General features: G+C 68.6%; 15 protein-coding genes, 3 pseudogenes and 1 riboswitch. Of the genes and pseudogenes, 8 read left to right on the forward strand and 10 right to left on the reverse strand.

The window, feature by feature from the left end; genetic code table 11:
• Nucleotides 1–448: HAD-IC family P-type ATPase (locus A5711_RS27690; protein WP_369829947.1), on the reverse strand; the 448-nt coding region annotated here is incomplete at its 3' end.
• Between the two features lie 6 nt (nucleotides 449–454).
• On the opposite strand from A5711_RS27690, the pseudogene A5711_RS18255 reads away from it, so the two are divergent.
• A pseudogene (locus tag A5711_RS18255) lies at nucleotides 455–2,092 on the forward strand (cation-translocating P-type ATPase); the annotation flags it as partial.
• On the opposite strand, the pseudogene A5711_RS28085 reads toward A5711_RS18255, so the two are convergent.
• Nucleotides 2,058–2,135 (reverse strand): annotated as a pseudogene (locus A5711_RS28085) (hypothetical protein); the annotation flags it as partial. The pseudogenes A5711_RS18255 and A5711_RS28085 sit on opposite strands and share 35 nt — an antisense overlap.
• 63 nt (nucleotides 2,136–2,198) lie before the next feature.
• Here A5711_RS28085 and A5711_RS18260 point away from each other — a divergent pair.
• Nucleotides 2,199–2,474 carry a hypothetical protein gene (locus A5711_RS18260; RefSeq protein WP_156673374.1) on the forward strand — a complete coding sequence of 92 codons (276 nt, stop codon included), beginning with the start codon at nucleotides 2,199–2,201 and terminating at the stop codon, nucleotides 2,472–2,474.
• Nucleotides 2,475–2,481: 7 nt separating this feature from the next.
• On the opposite strand, the gene A5711_RS18265 is transcribed toward A5711_RS18260, so the two are convergent.
• The 3 genes from A5711_RS18265 to A5711_RS18275 all read right to left on the reverse strand — a co-directional run bounded on the left by A5711_RS18265 (nucleotide 2,482) and on the right by A5711_RS18275 (nucleotide 7,433).
• Nucleotides 2,482–6,327 (reverse strand): ATP-binding protein, encoded by a 3,846-nt coding sequence (locus A5711_RS18265; RefSeq protein WP_067948953.1) that lies wholly within the window; start codon nucleotides 6,325–6,327, stop codon nucleotides 2,482–2,484.
• Nucleotides 6,324–6,686, reverse strand: coding sequence for an STAS domain-containing protein (locus A5711_RS18270; protein ID WP_067948955.1), 363 nt, complete (start codon nucleotides 6,684–6,686; stop codon nucleotides 6,324–6,326). Before A5711_RS18270 ends, A5711_RS18265 begins: the two co-directional genes overlap by 4 nt.
• 96 nt (nucleotides 6,687–6,782) lie before the next feature.
• Nucleotides 6,783–7,433, reverse strand: a complete 651-nt coding sequence (locus tag A5711_RS18275) for a PAS and ANTAR domain-containing protein (protein WP_067948975.1) — start codon at nucleotides 7,431–7,433, stop codon at nucleotides 6,783–6,785.
• Between the two features lie 164 nt (nucleotides 7,434–7,597).
• A riboswitch (TPP riboswitch) is annotated at nucleotides 7,598–7,707 on the forward strand.
• On the opposite strand from A5711_RS18275, the gene thiC reads away from it, so the two are divergent.
• The 5 genes from thiC (at nucleotide 7,699) to A5711_RS18300 (ending at nucleotide 12,212) form a co-directional block, all read left to right on the forward strand.
• On the forward strand, nucleotides 7,699–9,348 hold the full coding sequence (gene thiC / locus A5711_RS18280) for a phosphomethylpyrimidine synthase ThiC (protein WP_067948957.1): 1,650 nt from the start codon (nucleotides 7,699–7,701) through the stop codon (nucleotides 9,346–9,348). It overlaps the preceding riboswitch by 9 nt.
• 60 nt (nucleotides 9,349–9,408) lie before the next feature.
• Nucleotides 9,409–10,236: a bifunctional hydroxymethylpyrimidine kinase/phosphomethylpyrimidine kinase gene (thiD, locus tag A5711_RS18285; protein ID WP_067948959.1), complete on the forward strand. Its 828-nt coding sequence runs from the start codon at nucleotides 9,409–9,411 to the stop codon at nucleotides 10,234–10,236.
• Nucleotides 10,233–10,856 carry an alpha/beta family hydrolase gene (locus tag A5711_RS18290; protein ID WP_067948961.1) on the forward strand — a complete coding sequence of 208 codons (624 nt, stop codon included), beginning with the start codon at nucleotides 10,233–10,235 and terminating at the stop codon, nucleotides 10,854–10,856. Before thiD ends, A5711_RS18290 begins: the two co-directional genes overlap by 4 nt.
• Before the next feature lie 32 nt (nucleotides 10,857–10,888).
• The gene (locus A5711_RS18295; protein ID WP_067948963.1) at nucleotides 10,889–11,323 is read left to right on the forward strand and encodes a MarR family winged helix-turn-helix transcriptional regulator; all 435 of its coding nucleotides are present in this window, start codon (nucleotides 10,889–10,891) and stop codon (nucleotides 11,321–11,323) included.
• A gap of 19 nt (nucleotides 11,324–11,342) precedes the next feature.
• Nucleotides 11,343–12,212, forward strand: a complete 870-nt coding sequence (locus tag A5711_RS18300; protein WP_067948965.1) for an LLM class F420-dependent oxidoreductase — start codon at nucleotides 11,343–11,345, stop codon at nucleotides 12,210–12,212.
• Between the two features lie 16 nt (nucleotides 12,213–12,228).
• On the opposite strand, the gene A5711_RS18305 is transcribed toward A5711_RS18300, so the two are convergent.
• Entirely contained in the window at nucleotides 12,229–13,728 is a 1,500-nt protein-coding gene (locus A5711_RS18305) for a peptidase (protein WP_156744985.1), read from the reverse strand.
• Nucleotides 13,729–13,955: 227 nt separating this feature from the next.
• On the reverse strand, nucleotides 13,956–14,315 hold the full coding sequence (locus tag A5711_RS18310; protein ID WP_067948969.1) for a hypothetical protein: 360 nt from the start codon (nucleotides 14,313–14,315) through the stop codon (nucleotides 13,956–13,958).
• 87 nt (nucleotides 14,316–14,402) lie between these two features.
• Here A5711_RS18310 and A5711_RS18315 point away from each other — a divergent pair, with 87 nt between their 5' ends.
• Entirely contained in the window at nucleotides 14,403–14,960 is a 558-nt protein-coding gene (locus tag A5711_RS18315) for a hypothetical protein (protein ID WP_067948971.1), read from the forward strand.
• Nucleotides 14,961–15,001: 41 nt separating this feature from the next.
• On the opposite strand, the gene A5711_RS18320 is transcribed toward A5711_RS18315, so the two are convergent.
• From A5711_RS18320 to A5711_RS18330, 3 genes and pseudogenes are all read right to left on the reverse strand, one after another.
• Nucleotides 15,002–15,382: a hypothetical protein gene (locus A5711_RS18320; protein ID WP_156673405.1), complete on the reverse strand. Its 381-nt coding sequence runs from the start codon at nucleotides 15,380–15,382 to the stop codon at nucleotides 15,002–15,004.
• A 103-nt stretch (nucleotides 15,383–15,485) separates the two neighbouring features.
• Nucleotides 15,486–16,935, reverse strand: a pseudogene (locus A5711_RS18325) (HNH endonuclease signature motif containing protein).
• A gap of 39 nt (nucleotides 16,936–16,974) precedes the next feature.
• Nucleotides 16,975–17,643, reverse strand: a 669-nt coding sequence (locus A5711_RS18330; protein ID WP_156744986.1) for a M28 family peptidase, incomplete at its 5' end; no start/stop codon positions are given.

Below are 17,643 nucleotides of genomic sequence, written 5' to 3' on the forward strand. Positions count from 1 at the left end.
CCTCGGCCACCCGCAGCCGGTTCTGGCTGAGCGTTCCCGTCTTGTCGAAGCAGACGACGTCGATGCGGCCGAGCGCCTCCACCGAACGCGGAACGCGCACCAGCGCGCCGAACTTCGTCAGCCGCCGCGCCGACGCCGCTTGCGCGAGGGTCGCCACCAACGGCATTCCCTCGGGAACCGCCGCGACGGCGATGGCGATGCCGCTGGCGACCGCCTGGCGCAGGACCGAGCCCCGCACCAGCCCCAGCACGCTGACCAGCGCGCCGCCCGTCATGCTGACCGGGAAGGCCCGGTTGGTGAGCTGGCTGAGCTGGTGCTGCAGACCGATGTCCGACGACAGGTCACCGGACACCAGCTCGGCGGCGCGGCGTTCCTGGGTGTCCGCCCCGACCGCGGTCACCACCGCCACCGCGGTACCCGCCACCACCGTCGTCCCGGCGTACAGCATGCAGCGGCGCTCGGCCGCATCGACGTCGTCTGCTTCGACAAGACGGGAACGCTCAGCCAGAACCGGCTGCGGGTGGCCGAGGTCGTTGCGGCGCCGGAGACGTCGCGCGAAGAGGTGCTGCGCTGCGCCGCGCATGCCGCGCCGGCGTCCAACGGCGGACCGCACGTGCACGCCACCGATGTCGCCATCGTCGAGGCCGCGTCCGCGGTCAATGGGCACAACTCGAACGCACCCGTCGCGCACCTGCCGTTCCGCTCCGGACGGTCGTTCTCCGCCTCCGTGACGGACACCGAGCTGACCGTCAAGGGTGCGCCCGAAGTGGTGCTGGCGGCCTGCGGCAACGTGAGCCCGACCATGGAGGAGACGGTCGCCGAGATGGCCGGCAACGGCCTGCGGGTGATAGCGGTGGCGCGACGGCAGCTGAGCCCGGCCCAGGCCGCGGCGATCCAGCGGGAACCCGACGATATCGCCGATTTCGCGCGGGACGGGCTGACCCTGACCGGGTTCCTCGGTTTGTCCGACACCCCGCGCGTCGAAGCGGCCGGACTGCTCGCGGACCTGCGCCGGCTTTCGGTGGGCGTCAAGCTGATCACCGGGGACCACCCGATCACCGCCAGGGCCATCGCCGAGGAGCTCGGGCTGAGCGTGACGGCCGAACAGGTGATCAGCGGCGCCGAATGGGATGCGATGTCGCGCAAGGATCAGGAACGCGTCGTGACCGAGCGGGTGATCTTCGCCCGGATGACACCGGAGAACAAGGTCCAGGTCGTTCAGACGCTCGAAAGCGCGGGCGTGCGCACCGCGATGGTCGGCGACGGGGCCAACGACGCCGCCGCCATCCGGGCCGCCACCGTCGGCATCGGCGTCGTCGCCGGCGGCAGCGACCCTGCGCACATGGCGGCCGACGTGGTGCTGGTCGACGCCCGCATCGAGGGCCTGCTGTACGCCATCGAGGAGGGCCGCCAACTCTGGCAGCGGGTGCAGGCCGCCGTGTCCGTGCTGCTCGGCGGCAACGCCGGCGAGGTGTTGTTCGCCATCGTCGGCAGCGCGATCACCGGGACCTCGCCGCTGAACACGCGACAACTGCTCCTGGTGAACATGATGACCGACGCCCTGCCCGCCGCGGCCCTCGCGGTCAGCAAGCCCAGCGGCCCGGTCGACCCGGGCATCCGGGGCCCAGATCAGCCCGCGCTGTGGCGTGCCGTCGCCATCCGCGGCGTCACCACGGCGGCCGCGACCACGGCGGCGTGGGCGATGGGAAGCGTCACCGGTCGTCCGCAGCGCGCATCCACGGTCGCGCTGGTCGCCCTGGTGGGCGCCGAGCTGGGTCAAACCCTGCTGGATTCACGTGCCCCGCTGGTGGTGTTCACCGCGGCGGGCTCGCTCGCTGCGATGGGGACGCTGATCAGCATCCCGGTGGTCAGCCAGTTGCTCGGCTGCACACCGCTGGGTCCAGTCGGCTGGGCGCAGGGGCTGGGATCCGCTGCCGCGGCGACCGTCGCGATCGGCGTCCTGAATCGTGTGCTGACGGGTCCGGACAGATCGGCCGATGCACCCGCTGAGGTGCACGAACCTCGACGACCCCGGCCCGCCATAGCAGCGCATAGAGTTCCAGTAGCGGCACCTTCAGCACCAGAGCAATAGAGGAAACCAGCGGATCGCCCCCGGTGTCGGTCATCGTCGACATAAGTCCGACGGTGGTCGCAGTACCCGGCGAGTCGGCAAACCCTTCGTTACCGAAAGGCAAATGATGGCGGAAAAGAAGTCACGCAGGGGGACATCGCAGCGCGATGCGGTGCAAAAGATCCGTGAAGGCGAAACGTTCCACGTCAACCTTCCGGTGGTCGGTCAGATGGAAATCCCCCGGCCCGAGCAGCTGGCCTATTTCGGGGGCCTGGCCGCCCTCGCGGCGCTCGAACTCATCGACTGGCCGGTGGCCGTGGTGATCGCCGCCGGCCACCTGCTGGCCAGCAACCACCACAACAAGCTCCTCGAAGAGCTCGGCGAGGCGATGGAAGAGGCCTGAGAGCGGGTCAAGCGGTCCCGGCGACGTTGTCGAACCGCAGCGTGACCCGGGTGCCCCCGGCGGTGCGGAACGTGTCGACGTGATCGGCCAGCCCGCCGATCAGGGTCAGACCGCGGCCGCGCCGCCTGCTGCGCAGGCTGGCCGAGGAATCGCCCACCCACCGCCCGGTGTCGCTGACCGTGACCGCAACCGTCTGCCGGCGCAGGAAGGCCTCCACCGAGACCGTTCGGCGCGGCTCGCCGTCACTGCCGTGCTCGATCGCGTTGGTCACGGCCTCGCCGGTCGCCAACAGGATGTCCATTTCGCGCTTCGGGTCGACGTTGTTGCCGGCCAGCCAGTTGTGTAACCGCTCGCGCGCCACCGGAATCTGGCCCGGCGCGGCCGTGACCACGGTGGCGAAGCTGCGCGGGCAGTCGTGGCTCGGCCGCAGCGCGAGCACCACGACGTCGTCCCGGTAGCCGCCGGGCGGGGTCAGCCGGGACAGCAGCTCGGCGCACACCGCCTCGACCGGAAGGTCGACGCATTCCGCGGCCGCGGCCTTCAGGCGGCCCAGCCCGTCATCGAGCGTCTCGCCGGCGCGCTCGATGAGCCCGTCGGTGTACAGCAGGATCAGGCTTCCCGGCGGCAGATTCGCCGTCGCGGTGGCGCCGGACGGATAGCTCTCGGCATCGTGTTCCTTGACGGCCACCGGCAGACGCCGCCCGAACGTCAGGAACACGGCGCGATGGTCGGGAAAGACCAGCAGCGGATAGGGGTGGCCGGCGCAGCTGTACCGGACGGTGGCGCAACCGGTGTCCGGTTCGGTCTCGACGAGCGCGTAGGCCACCGTCGCGCAGCGGGCGCCCGCGACGCTGGCGCCGTACCGATCCAGCGCCCCGAGCACCGCGCCCGGTTCGCCCGCGGTGAGGGCCGAGGCGGCGACCGCGGCGCGCAGCCTGCTCATCACGATCGCGGCGGCCAGCCCGTGTCCGACGACGTCGCCCACCGATATCCCGACCCGGCCGGCGCGATCCAGGGGGGTGACCGAATACCAGTCGCCGCCGACGCGCATCGCCTCACCGGCGGGCTGGTAGACGGCGGCCACGACGGCCGCGGTCGAGCCCCGGTCCAGGTCCAGCAGATGCTCCTGGAAGTCGACGGCGATGCGGTGTTCGCGCGCCATGACGCGAACCCGGTCCAACGCCGAGGACGTCAGCTCGGCAATGCGGCCGAACGCCTCGAGTTCGGCCGCGTCGAACTGGCGCGGCGAGGACCACAGCAGGCCCAGCACGCCGATGACGCGGCCCGTGTGATCCCGCAATGGATTGGCGACGCAGGCCCGAACGCTGTCGGCGGTGTCCTGCACGGCGTGTTCGTAGCGCGGGGGCAGGTCGAACGTGTCCGTGATGACCATCGGCTCGCCGGTGCGCACGACGTCGGCCCCGACCACCGGGGAGTCGAGTTCTGTCACGTGGTAGCGGTCGCGCAATTCAACGGGCAGGTCGCCGGCGTATTCGAACCGGATGTGGCGTTCGCCGTCGAGGACGCCGATCGTGACGGCTGCGGCGTCGGCCGAGCCGAACGGCGACTCCAGCAGGGCGGCCAAGATCCCGGCGACCGAGTCGGTGGCCTGCAGCGCCGAGTCGAGTGGCAACAGATCGGAGGCCGCCGCACGACGCTGGCGGTCGCGCTCGCGGGCCACCGCGGACAGCCGCGACTTCAACCGGTCGATCAGTTCCTGGGACCGGAACGGCTTGGGCAGGTAGTCGTCGGCGCCAGCGGCATAACCCTCGTCGACCGCCTCCGCGCCGGCCCGGGCGGACAGCATGAGGACCGGCGTCGCCGCCAACTGGGGGTCCGCCCGGATGGCAGTCACCAGTCCGAAGCCGTCGACGCCCGGCATCATGACGTCGGTGATGACCGCGTCCGGGCGCAGGCTTCGGGTCGCCGCCAGTGCCGACTCACCGTCTGCGGCAAGGACCGTCTCCCAATGGGGCGACAGCACCCGGTCGAGATGGTCTCGCATGTCGGCGTTGTCGTCGGCGATCAGCACCAATTGGCGAGACTTTTCGGTCGCGGCGGCCGAGGAGTCGCGTTCCGGAACCGGCGCCAGCCATTGGCGGGCCTCCGCCACGTAGGGGTTGGTCTCGTCCAGCGGGCCGGCGGGCGACTGGTCGGCCGTCGTGCCGATAGATTGCGGCAACCGGATGGTCACCGTCGTGCCGCGGTCCACTTCGCTGTCGATCTGCACGGTTCCGCCGTGCAGTTCGACGAGCCCGCGCACCAGCGAGAGGCCGATGCCGGTGCCCTCAACGCTGCGGCCGCGCAGGTTGTCGGCCCGGTAGAAGCGCTCGAACAGGCGGTCCAGGTCCGCGGCGGCGATCCCCACTCCGGTGTCGCGCATGGTGACGACGCAGTGCTCGGGTTCGGCGCGCACCTCGACCGAAATCGTTCCCCGCAGAGTGTATTTGACTGCGTTCGACAGCAGGTTCAGGACGATCGTCTCCCACATGCCCGGGTCGACGTCGGCCAGTACCGGCGAGCAGTTCACCACGAGATCGAGCCCCGCCCGATGGCAGAGCTCGGTGAACGACGATGCTATGTGGGCGGTAAGCGCGCCCACGTCGGTACACGCGAACTTCGCGTTCGCGCGGCCGGCCTCGATGCGGGAGAAGTCGAGGAGCGAGTCCACCAGGCGCTGCAGGCGCCGCGCGTTGCGGGCGGCGGTGCTCAGGCGATCCGCCAATGCGGTTCCCGGCGCCGCTTCGGTCAGCGCATCGTCGAGGGGTCCGAGCAGCAGCGTGAGCGGCGTGCGGAACTCGTGGCTGACGTTGGTGAGGAAAGCCGTTTTCGCACGGTCCAATTCGGCCAGCGCGTCGGCCCGGCGCCGCTGCTGTTCGTAGGAGACGGCCGAGGCGAACGCCGCGGACAGCTGATCGGCGAGCAGTTGGCAGAACCCGCGGTACATCGAATCAAGGGGACGCCGCGGATTGGCCCCGATCACCACCGCCCCGGCGTTCGAGTTTTCTCCCAGCGGCAACACCAGGGCCTGCCGGGGGCAGTTCTCGCCGAAACGCGCTGTGATGCCCGGGATTACGTCCTCGAGCCGGTCGATGACGCGCGCGGCCCGGGCCCGTGGCGTGGTGTCCCAGCCCTTGAGCTCCGACAGCGAGCGAGGCAGCAGCGGCCGGATCGACGGCGTGGCCCCTCGCAGCGTGCTGTCGCGCGCCGCCTCGTCGTCCGCTACGTAGACGGCAATGAACGGCAAGTCCAGCGGCTGCGCCTCGCATATCGCGACGGTGCTGCTCACCGCGTTGTCGATGGCGTGCGCGTCCATCACGGCGGTCGCGACCGCGTTGAGCAAGTGGAGCCGACGCTCACTCAACACCCGGTCGGTCGTTTCGATCACCGCGCAGAAAACGGCCGGGACCCCACCGTCGCCGCCGATGATGGGGCTGTAGGTGAAGGTGAAATACCGCTCCTGGGATTCACCACCGGTGATGAGCTGCAGCATCAGGTCGTCGGACCAGGTCGCGACGCCGGTCTCCATCACGCTGGTGAGCATCGGGGAGATCTGCTCCCAGATTTCCCACCACACCTGCTCCGCGGGGCAACCCAGGGCCGCGGGGTGCTTGTCTCCCAGGATCTGCGCGTAGCCGTCGTTGTACATCAGGAAGAGGTTTTCCGGCCCTAACCAGAGCACGATGGGGAACCGCGAGGTCAGGGCGATCGCCACGGCCGCGCGCACCTCGGCGGACCAGCCCCGCGGCGATCCCAACGGATGGGCGTCCCAGTCGAATTCGGCGAAGCGGCGGCCCATCTCGCCGCCCAGCTCGACCGCAGCCGCCAGGTCGGGCGGCAGCGCCGGGTTCATTGCTGTCGCTTGTGTTGCAGAGCCTCGGGCAGCGTCGGGTAGATGTCGAAGATCCGATCCAGTTCGGTCACCTCGATCGGACGAAGCACTTGGTCGTTGTTGGCGACCAGGCGGACGGCCGTCCCGGCTTCCTTGCCTTCGTCGTGGCACTCGAGCACGGCGTTCAACGCCGCGCTGCCGAAGAAGTCGACGGCCTGCAGGTCGACGACCACCAGCCGGGCCGGGTGAGTCTCGGCCAACTTGAGCGCGGCGTTCAGGTGAGTGGCTACCTCTTCGACGGTACTGGAGTCGACGGCGCCCGCAACGCGCACGACGACCGCATCCTCGAGAGACTCATGTTCCACCGCCAACAACTCCAGCGCCTTTCACAGTCGTCCGAATGCGCGGCGTGCGCCGCTCGGAGCGTCTAGGAACACTAACTGTTTGCGGGCTGCCGCGTTCGCGTATTCCTCTGGTTACCCGGCGGACTCGGCGGTTATCCGTTCGTGCACCGTCAACAGCAGATGATCGAACTGACCCTGCAGAGTGGCCGTCGAGCCTTCGAGGGTAGTCACCTCGGCGAGTAGTTGCCGGGCCAGCGCACGCAGCTTCACGTTGGTCTCTTGCGACCGCCACTGCAGCACGCGAAACGCCTGCTCGGCGCTGACCCGGTAGACGAACATCAGCACGCCCTTGGCCTGCTCGATCGCCGCGCGGTTTTCGAAGAGGTCGGGCAGGGCTTCGTCGAGCACCTCTTGCCGGGTTTCGTCGAACGTGTTGGTGAGGTCGATGTAATAGCCCGCGGTGCCCACCACGGCGCCCGACTCGTCGTGCATGCGGTCGGCCACGACGATCGCGTCGTGCACGTTGCCGGACGTGTCGAGGAACCGGTGCCGACTGGAGAAGGACTCCGCCGACTGCAGGGCGTAGTCGAGCACCTCCTGGACGTGCCGGCGGTCGTCGGGGTGCTTGTGCGACAACAACAGCTTCGTCGTGGGCTCGACGGTGCCCGGTTCGTAACCGTGCATCCTGGCCACCTCGTCGGACCACTCCCAGCGCTCACCGATGAACCAGAACCGAAACGTGCCGACGTTGAGATGACAGGCGGCCGCCTCGGGCGGACTCAGCTCGTGGCCGCTGCGGGACGTGTCGGCCGTCGGCCCGTCCGTTTCCCCTTGCTCTTGCACGTTTGCATCCTTACACCAGGGGGATACCACCGGCTACCGCCCTGACCAAAAGGCGCGCCCACATGCCAGCAGGTCCGGGGTGGGGGTAACGTCGCGTGCGGACCATCCAAAAACGCGGGAGCGCACGTCGAATGCGCTGAGAGGACGGCTGGGGCCGTCGACCGTACGAACCTGACCGGGTAATGCCGGCGTAGGGAGATGAAAAATGACTGATGTCCTTTCCCAAGCCGTCGAGGCTTCCGTCACCACGGGACCCATCGCAGGCAGCAGCAAGGTCTACCGCGACGTCGAGGGGTTCCCCGGTGCTCGCGTCCCGTTCCGGCGCGTGCACCTGTCCACCGGCGACCACTTCGACCTCTACGACACCTCCGGCCCGTACACCGACGCGCACGCTGTCATCGACCTGACGACCGGGCTGCCGGCGCGGCCGGGGGTGGTCCGCGACCGCGGCACCCAGCTGCAGCGGGCGCGGGCCGGCGAGATCACGGCCGAGATGGCATACATCGCCGCCCGCGAGGACATGCCCGCCGAGCTGGTGCGCGACGAGGTCGCCCGCGGCCGCGCGGTGATCCCCGCCAACCACAACCACTCCGAGATCGAGCCGATGATCATCGGCAAGGCCTTCGCGGTGAAGGTCAACGCCAACATCGGCAACTCCGCGGTGACGTCGTCGATCGCCGAGGAGGTCGACAAGATGGTGTGGGCCACCCGCTGGGGTGCGGACACCATCATGGACCTGTCCACCGGCAAGAACATCCACGAAACCCGCGAGTGGATCCTGCGCAACTCCCCCGTCCCGGTCGGCACCGTGCCCATCTACCAGGCGCTGGAAAAGGTGAAGGGCGACCCGACGGAACTCACGTGGGAGATCTACCGCGACACCGTGATCGAGCAGTGCGAGCAGGGCGTGGACTACATGACCGTGCACGCCGGCGTGCTGCTGCGGTACGTGCCGCTGACCGCCAAGCGGGTCACCGGCATCGTGTCCCGCGGCGGGTCGATCATGGCGGCCTGGTGCCTGGCCCATCACCGGGAGTCGTTCCTCTACACCAACTTCGAGGAGCTCTGCGACATCTTCGCCCGCTACGACGTCACCTTCTCGCTCGGCGACGGGCTGCGGCCGGGGTCGATCGCCGACGCCAACGACGCCGCGCAGTTCGCCGAGCTGCGCACCCTGGGCGAGCTGACCAAGATCGCGAAAGCCCGCGGCGCGCAGGTGATGATCGAGGGACCGGGACACGTCCCGATGCACAAGATCGTCGAGAATGTGCGGCTGGAAGAGGAGCTGTGCGAGGAGGCCCCGTTCTACACGCTGGGCCCGCTGGCCACTGACATCGCGCCGGCCTACGACCACATCACCTCGGCGATCGGCGCGGCCATCATCGCGCAGGCCGGCACCGCGATGCTGTGCTACGTGACGCCCAAGGAGCACCTGGGGCTGCCGGACCGCAAGGACGTCAAGGACGGGGTGATCGCCTACAAGATCGCCGCCCACTCCGCCGACCTGGCCAAGGGGCATCCGCGCGCCCAGGAACGCGACGACGCGTTGAGCACGGCCCGCTTCGAGTTCCGCTGGAACGACCAGTTCGCGCTGTCGTTGGACCCCGACACCGCAAGGGAATTCCACGACGAGACCCTGCCGGCCGAACCCGCCAAGACCGCGCACTTCTGCTCGATGTGTGGGCCCAAGTTCTGCTCCATGCGGATCACCGCCGACGTCCGGGCCTACGCCGCCGAGCACGGGCTCGACAGCGAGGAGGCGATCGAGGCCGTCATGAACGAGGGCATGGCCGAGAAGTCGCGCGAGTTCGCCGAGCACGGCAAGCGGGTGTACCTGCCGATCACCCAGCCGTGATGACGCGAGTGCGGCAGAAATGACCGAGCCGGGCGCAGCGGGTCGCGGCAATTCGGCACAGTGAGCTACCTGCCCCTGGCCCCGCCGGGCACCACGCCGCTGCGCGTGCTGACCATCGCCGGATCCGACTCGGGGGGCGGCGCGGGCATCCAGGCCGACATGCGCACCATGGCGCTGCTGGGTGTGCATGCCTGCGTCGCCGTTTCCGCGGTAACCGTGCAGAACACGGTGGGCGTCAAGGGGTTTCACGAGGTCCCTCCCGACGTCGTCGCCGATCAGATCGAAGCGGTGGTCACCGACATCGGCGTCCAGGCCGCCAAGACCGGCATGCTGGCGTCGTCCCCCATCATCGCCGCGGTGGCCGACATGTGGCACCGGCTGGACTCGTCGGTGCCGCTCGTCGTCGATCCGGTGTGCGCGTCCATGCACGGCGACGCCCTGCTGGCGGCGTCCGCCCTCGATGCCCTTCGCGGACAACTGTTTCCGTTGGCCACCCTGGTCACGCCGAACCTCGACGAGGTTCGGCTGCTGGTGGGCATCGACGTCGTGGATGCGAAGTCGCAACGGGCGGCCGCCAAGGCGCTGCACGCGCTGGGACCGCGGTGGGTGTTGGTCAAGGGCGGTCACCTGCGATCGTCCGATCGCAGCTGCGACCTGCTTTACGACGGCGTGTCCTGCTACGCGTTCGATTCGGAACGCCTGCCGGGCGGCAACGACCACGGGGGCGGCGACACCCTGGCCACGGCCATCGCGTGCGCGCTGGCGCACGGCTTCACCGTGCCCGACGCGGTCGGGTTCGGGAAGCGATGGGTAACCGAATGCCTGCGCGCCTCCTATCCGCTGGGCCACGGGCACGGCCCCGTCTCACCCTTGTTCAGGCTGACGTGAACCTGGACGAGATCGCCGGCGTGGCGCACGAACCCGACGGACCACCCGCCGGGGTGGTAGTGCTGACCCATGGCGCCGGCGGCGACCGGGATTCGCCGCTGCTGCAGCAGGTTTGCGACGAATGGGCGCGCCGCGGCTGGCTCGCCGTCCGGTACAACCTGCCCTACCGGCGGCGCCGGCCGAAGGGTCCGCCGTCGGGTTCGGCGGCCGCCGACCGGGCCGGGATCGTCGAGGCGATCGCGCTGTGCCGGGGCCTCGTCGGCGGCCCGTTGATCGCCGGCGGGCATTCCTATGGCGGTCGGCAGACGTCCATGGTGGTGGCCGCCCGCGAAGCGCCGGTGGACATGCTCACCCTGTTCTCGTATCCGGTTCATCCCCCGGGCAAGCCGGAACGGACCCGCACCGAGCACCTGCCCGACATCAGGGTGCCGACGGTGTTCACGCACGGGACGTCGGATCCCTTCGGCACGCCCGACGAATTGCGCGCCGCCGCCGCGCTGGTCACCGGCACGACCGCCGTCGTCGAGATCGCAGACGCGCGCCACGATCTGCGGTCCAAGACGCTGAACGTGGCCGCGCTGGCGGTCGACGCCGCCCTAAAGCTGCTCGGACGCAATTAGACAGTTTGGGCTGAACAGTTTAGACTGATCTTGTGGACGGAATCGCCGAGTCAGCGGCTGCGGCGGCCCGCGACCTACGGGTGATGTTCAGCCGGCTGCGACGCCAGTTGAGGGACCTTGCCACCGATGGCGACCTGACCCCCTCACAGACGGCGGTGCTCAACCGGCTCTGGAAAGAGGGCGCCTCATCGGCGAGCGTCCTGGCATCAGCCGAACGGGTACGTCCACAGTCCATGGCCACGATAGTGGCCGCCCTCGGGCAGCGGGGGCTGATCGAGCGCAAGCCCGACCCTGAAGACGGCCGGCGGCAACTGATTTCGCTGACCGCGGCGGGCCGGCGACGGGCCGAGAGCAACCGACAGGTACGGGAGGAGTGGCTGGCACGCGCCATCCACGAGCGGTATTCCGAACGCGAGCGTCGCATCATCCTCGACGCGCTAACGCTGCTCGAGCGCTTGACCGAATAATGAAAGGGCAAGGGCTGCAATGGAAGTAGGATTGCACTTCATCGATTTTCTACCCGGCGACCCGGCGGCACTGGGCCCGACGCTGGCCGACGCGGCCAAGGCCGCCGAGCAGGGCGGGGCGACGCTGTTCACGCTCGCCGACCACTTCTTTCAGATGGAAGCGATGGGACGGGCGGAGGATCCGTTCCTCGAGGGCTATACGTCGCTGGGCTTCTTGGCCGGGCAGACGACCAAGATCGAGCTGAGCCTGCTGGTCACGGGTGTCACCTATCGCTACCCGGGCATGCTGGCCAAGGCGGTCACCACACTGGACGTCTTGTCGCAAGGCCGCTCGATGCTGGGGCTCGGCGCCGCCTGGTACGACCGCGAGCACGCCGCCCTCGGCTTCCCCTACCCACCGGTGAGTCAGCGCTTCGAGATGCTTGAAGAGACGCTGCAGATCTGCAGGCAGATGTGGAGCGCGGACAACGGGCCCTACCAGGGCAAGTATTACCAGTTGGCGGAGACGATCTGTGAGCCGCAACCGATTCGGCGCCCGCCCATTCTGATCGGCGGCGACGGCGAGAAGAAGACGCTGCGCCTGGTGGCGCAGTACGCCGACGTCTGGAACAGCACCACGAGCGACGTCGACGAACTCAAGCGCAAGGTCGAGGTGCTGAACCGCCATTGCGACGCGATCGGCCGCGACCCGAGCGAAATCCGCAAGACCGTGGGCTTTTTCGTGAATCCCTTCGACGACCTCGACGGCTACTTCAAAACCGTCGAGCGCTACGGCGAACTCGGCATAGAGATGGTCAATGCCGGTCCGTTCCCCGGCAACCCCGATCCGGTCGGATTCATCCGACGGCTCGGCGACGAAGTGATACCCAAGCTCGCCCAGATCGGTTGACAGCGCGGCCTTTCGGTCATCCCGGATAGCGGGAGTAGCACGCGTCCATATTGCCCGTCACCCCGCCGCGGAACGCCGCTATCCGGGTGAAACCGGCCGGCACGCTGGTGCCGTCCGCGTCACTGGCGACCAGGTGGTTGGTGAGCAACCCGGCCACCGCTTCGTCGAGATCGCCGGCCGTCAGCAGCAGCTGCTTCTGCGACGAGAGCTCGATGGGTTCGGCCATCTTGCGGTGCACCACGCCCGTCAAGCAGGCCGTACGCAGGGCAGTCCACGGACTCTGCATGGCCAGCCCGCGTTCGTGCTGCACGGCCAGCGCGTACCGCGACATCACGGCCGACAGCGCGGTGTCGTCGCCCTGCGGCAGGGTTTGTTCGTTCTCGTCGGCGACCTTGCCCATCGCCGCCAGCTTCGGCAGGTCGATCACGATCGTGTTGGTGGCCGGGCAGTAGGACGCAGGCGGGCTGGCCTTGGCGTCCGGGCAGTCGGCGGACTGGTAGGACAATGCCGGGGGATTCTTCGGGGAGAACACCTTTCCCAAGAGTTCCATCAGCGTCGACAGGGTGTCCTGGTCGATCGGGACCTCCCCGGTCTCCGGGTTCCCGGTGCTGCTGTCGACGCGCAGGGCGTTGGGCAGGTCGCCGCGGCGCTGGCCGATTTCCTTCTTGTCGATCGCCGCGCAGGCCGAGGCGCCGTCGATGAAACCCATTTGGAAGGCGCTGATCCGGTCCAGGGCCGACCCGTGTTCGTCGTCGTTCTCGGCCTCGCTGTCCATCACCGGGTCCCGGGTGGTGATGATCCCCGCCAGCACGTGGTCCAGCCCGTCGGCGGTGCTCAACGTGAACCGCGGCGACTTGCCGTCGGCCACCCAGAACAGGTAGACGCCCGCGAAGCAGTCGGCCTGCTGCTCGCGCACGATCGTGGGGTCTCGTCTGGTCACCAGCTTCGCCATGGTCTGCAAGGCGTGGCCGAATTCGTGGGCCAGCACGCCGTTGACGGACATGTCGCCGAAATACCGTTGCGCAACAGGCATGAACACCCCGCGGTCCCAGGCGATCAGGTTGCAGCGCGATGTGTAGAAGGCGTTGACGAGTTTATAGGTGTCGTTGTGGCAAACGATCGGGCTGGACGGTTGCTTGGAGTTGTACGACACCATCTTGCCAACCGGGACGAAGTCGCCTTTCAACGATTGGCTGTAGACCGACTTCCAATACTCCTCGATGTCGTTGACCGATAGCAACGCCAGCTTGTCGATCTCGCCGTTGTCGGTGTTGACGACCGTGCCCGTGGGGGCGGGTGCGTTCGAGCGGATCCCGCTGGGGCCGTTGGTCGCGGGCAGGCCACCCACCCGGAACGGGTCGTTGAGCATCGACAGCGCCCGCCCGTCGACGAAGGATGTGCACCCGCCCACCACGATTGCCGCCGCTGCGCAACTGGACGCCGCCCGCAGCAAGGCGGCCGCCCTACGCGGACGGCCGCCGGCCAGCTGGCGTGGATTGCGCGCAGGGCTATTCATACCAACCTCATCCCGACCGGCTACAGGGCAGCACCAAAGGGTCTCATTCTAGAGCGGTTGGCTAATCCTGACGGTCCGAATGGAAACCGGGGTTGAACGCCGGCCCCGGCGCCGGCGGCGCGAGGTTGCGGCCGGCTTGCCCGTTGCGGAACGACGAACGCCGGGCAGGTGTCATATTCGGAGCAGCGAACTCCAGAGCGCCTTCGAAGGGCGCCCCGGCGCGTGCGCTAGGGGCGCGGCGCCGTCGGCGTTTGCGTTGGCGTTTGCTGAGGCCCCATCGGACCGCCCGGCCCCATTCCGCCGGGTCCCATCATTCCCGGGCCCATCATGCCGCCGGGACCCATCATCGGGCAGGTACCGCCGCGCCCGCCGCCGTAGCCGTGGTGCCAGCCGTAGCGGTCACCCGAGGCCCAGCCCAAGAAGACGCCCGAGAAGAAGATCACCGCGACCACGAACACGACGCCGGCGACGATGACCACCCACGCGACCACTTGACCCAGCCGACTGTGCGCGCCGAATCGATGCCCGTCCCCGGGGTGGCCGGTCACGGTGGTCGGTTCGCCGCTGGATTCAGGATTTTGCGTCATGCCCCAAACGATGGCACGGGTATACCCACCGGGGGTAGGGACCATTGGCCCTAGAAAAGGGCGTCGTCCATCTGGTCGGCTTACCTGATGGCCGGATTCACTCGGCGGGCGGCGCTCGCCGCGCTCGGCGCGGGCAGCGTCCTGGGTCTGGCGCATCTGCGTCCGCGCGTCTTTGGTCCTCCCTCGGCCGCTATCCGCCTCACGGACGGGGGCGGTTTCATGGGCGCCGGTCACATGGACATGAGCCGCTACATGGAGATGTTCATGCGGCACAGCGAAATCGACCGGATCGTCGAGGACATCCCCGGCGGCGTGCGCACCACCACCGAATCGGCATCACCGGACCTGACCGCTCAACTGCAAGAGCATGTTTCGAGCATGTACGCCCACCTCGATCAGGGCACCGAAATCCGTTGTATGAGCCAGAGCCTGCCGACGCTTTTCCGTCGCGCCGGCGGCTACCGGCGCCAGCTCACGTTCACGCCTAGAGGCGTGATCGCCGAGGAGACCGCCGAGGATCCGGCCCTCACCGATGTCATCCGTGCACACGCGCGTGAGGTCACCGGTTTCGTGCGGGACGGGATGCCCGCCATGATGCAACAGTCGATGGGCTGCGGCCGAATGATGGGACCTCGCAGGCCTTGACGGCCAATGCCTTGAAGGCGTCGTGGCCAGGGGTGGAGTTGCTACGTCATTTGCGCGCCCACCAGCGAGGCGCTGATGTCGTAAAATCCCGGGCCGTCGGGGGCCTTTATCCTTCTGCACGAGACAAAGTTCGATTCGCCACGTTTTAGGTCGTAAACGTACCGGTCGTTGAATTCCTGACTACCCGATTTGCGTTGAACCGCCACGGTCGCGCGGACCGAAGCATCCTTCAAGTTGTTGATCACGTGCCAGGACGAAAAGCCGCCGCACGCGTTGTCCGGCCAACTCTCCACCGAAGCGAGGCCGTTCGGGGCGACGGTGTCCGCGGACACGACCCCCGGCCCACCGATGGCCGGAATGCAAACGGCGAGTAGCGCAAGACTATTAGCGACATATCTCACGGTCGTTCTCTCCACGATCAAAGAGGAATCGTACCGCCACAGCCGCCCGACAGTTGGTCAAATCGGGCGCATTCATCGGCCGGCCGCCACGAAATCGCCGCCGTGGTCGGTAGTGCCGAACGGACTAGAACGGCGCCGGTTCGTCGGCCAGGGGTGCGGGGCCGCATGCGGTGGGTTGGGTGGCTAGTCGCGTTCGGCGGTTGTGGTGGCGTTCGGCGGCGATGCGCTGGGCCCGGTTCTGGGCACGAGTCCTGTTCCGCAGCGGCATCATCGCGGTGCGCTCGCCGCAGCGCTCGGCGCCGGCGGCGGGGGCGGGCAGGTCGCCGGTGGGCGCGCCCAGGCTGGGGAACAGCAGCGCGCTGCCCGGGGTGGTGACGTAGGTGTGTCCGTCGGGCAGGCGCCAGATGAGGGTGCCGTCGGGCAACTGCTCGTCGCGCCAGCCCCAGAACGTTTTGAGCAAATGATGTTGGCGGCAAAGACATTTCAGGTTCGACGGATGAGTCGGGCCGCCATCGACGTACGGGATCGTATGGTCGATATCGCAGTCGACGGCCGGGCGATCACACCCCGGCGCCCGACACGTCAGATCCCGGCACCGCACGAAATCGGCCAACCGGGCCGACGGGATGTAGCGCGGTTCGGCGTGCGTTGGAACCCTCACCGGCACCAGCCTCGCCGAGCCGGCCAGCTCGGCGACCACCTCGGCGGAGATCAGCCGGTCAGCACCCACCTCCGTCGCCGGGGCCGACCCGTGGCCCTGGACGCTCGCCTGCTCGGCGACCACATGAATGACGACCGGCGTTGCCGCAGGACGCTTTCCCGCCGCGCAATCGGGCCGCCCACAACGGCAGCCCAGTCGATCCGCCCCGGCTGCCAGCGCCCCCAGAGCGTCGGCACGCCGCTGATCGCGGCCGCGCGGATCATGCTCACACACCGTCGCCGCCAGGGCATCCAACCGCTCGTCCAAGGCGTGGGCATCCGGACTGAACGCTGCCGCGGATCTCGGACATGCCGCCCTCGAGATCCTCGATGCAGACCTCACGCTCGGCCCGACACCGCTGGCGGCGCCGCACCGCGTCGACGTCGGCCTTGGCGACGATCTTGTCCACCTCGCCGGCCAACCGTCCCCTGGTCATCGACGGCCAACGCGCCGCGCGCACAGCCAACTCGCCATCCACGGCGGCCAGCACTTCAGCGTCGGTGATCAGATCGGTGCGGTAGACGATGGTCTGAAACAACCGGAAATCGATGTCACCGGCGCGGAACACGGCGGCCACCTGCGGCAGCCGCTCACGCATTGCCAGCGCGTACCGCATGAAGCTGCCCGCCATCGCCAAGCTGACCCGAAACGCCGCAGCTATCTCGGCTCCCACCGCCGCCCAGGTGTCCACCGCCCAATCGGCCTCCTCGCCACGCTGGGCGCGGCGCAGCTCGAACAGCTCCCCGACCGCGTCCAGCCGAGCCGCCACCATCTGGGCCCCTAGCCGCCACGACTCGCACATCCGATCCACCAACGCCCGCGAGCGCTCACACCGCGGGGGCTTCCAATACTCGTGCAGTCGCGTATCGAACATGTGTTCGAGTATAAGAAGTGCCACCGACAAGTGCGGCGATTACGGCATCCGGGTGCGATGGCGCTTGTCGTGCGACGGGACGCCGTTCACCCCGCCGGTGGACTGCGCGTAGCTGCCCACGGCGTAGGCGACGCCGGAACCCATGATGGCCAACGCGTCGCGGTTGATGTTGTCGACGGTTTCGTGGGGGCCCTGATAGTTGGGATCGAACGGGACGCCGGCCTGCCCGCCCCACAATCGGGCCTGCACCGTGGTTTTCGGCTGCGTGGCGCCGGCCGTCATGCCCCCGATCGGAACGCCCGCGACCATGAAGGGGTGGTAGTCGGCGAGCGTGCTCAGCGGCATGTCCGCGGGCCGCTTCCCGGCCAGGTTCAGATAGCCGGCCAGGGTGCGCTCGATGCCCGCCGACCCGTCGGGGATGTCCGCGTACGTCACCCCGGGCGCCGGCGGACCGGACTGATCGCCGTCGTCGGTGAAGAAGCCGGCGTTGGGCGAGCCCAGCCGGGTGAAGTTCAGGTACATCGCCAGATCGTTGAGCTGATCGCCGTCCAGGCCGAACACGTAATCCATGACGCCGTTGAGCCCGTCCTCGTCGGCGCCCCAGAACGCGAATCGCACCGCGTTGTTCACCGGCGCCAACGGGCCGAGCTGCAGCGCCGTTTCCAGCACCGCGGCCACCCCGGATCCGTCGTCGTTGATGCCAGGCCC

Source organism: Mycobacterium sp. E2238, assembly GCF_001672665.1.
Lineage (GTDB): Bacteria > Actinomycetota > Actinomycetes > Mycobacteriales > Mycobacteriaceae > Mycobacterium.

Excerpts from the sequence above, each read along its gene's own strand:
- A5711_RS18260 (WP_156673374.1), top strand. The coding sequence starts at position 2,199 with ATGGCGGAAAAGAAGTCACGCAGGGGGACATCGCAGCGCGATGCGGTG.
- A5711_RS18265 (WP_067948953.1), bottom strand. The coding sequence starts at position 6,327 with ATGAACCCGGCGCTGCCGCCCGACCTGGCGGCTGCGGTCGAGCTGGGC.
- thiC (WP_067948957.1), top strand. The coding sequence starts at position 7,699 with ATGACTGATGTCCTTTCCCAAGCCGTCGAGGCTTCCGTCACCACGGGA.
- A5711_RS18300 (WP_067948965.1), top strand. The coding sequence starts at position 11,343 with ATGGAAGTAGGATTGCACTTCATCGATTTTCTACCCGGCGACCCGGCG.
- A5711_RS18305 (WP_156744985.1), bottom strand. The coding sequence starts at position 13,728 with ATGAATAGCCCTGCGCGCAATCCACGCCAGCTGGCCGGCGGCCGTCCG.
- A5711_RS18310 (WP_067948969.1), bottom strand. The coding sequence starts at position 14,315 with ATGACGCAAAATCCTGAATCCAGCGGCGAACCGACCACCGTGACCGGC.
- A5711_RS18315 (WP_067948971.1), top strand. The coding sequence starts at position 14,403 with ATGGCCGGATTCACTCGGCGGGCGGCGCTCGCCGCGCTCGGCGCGGGC.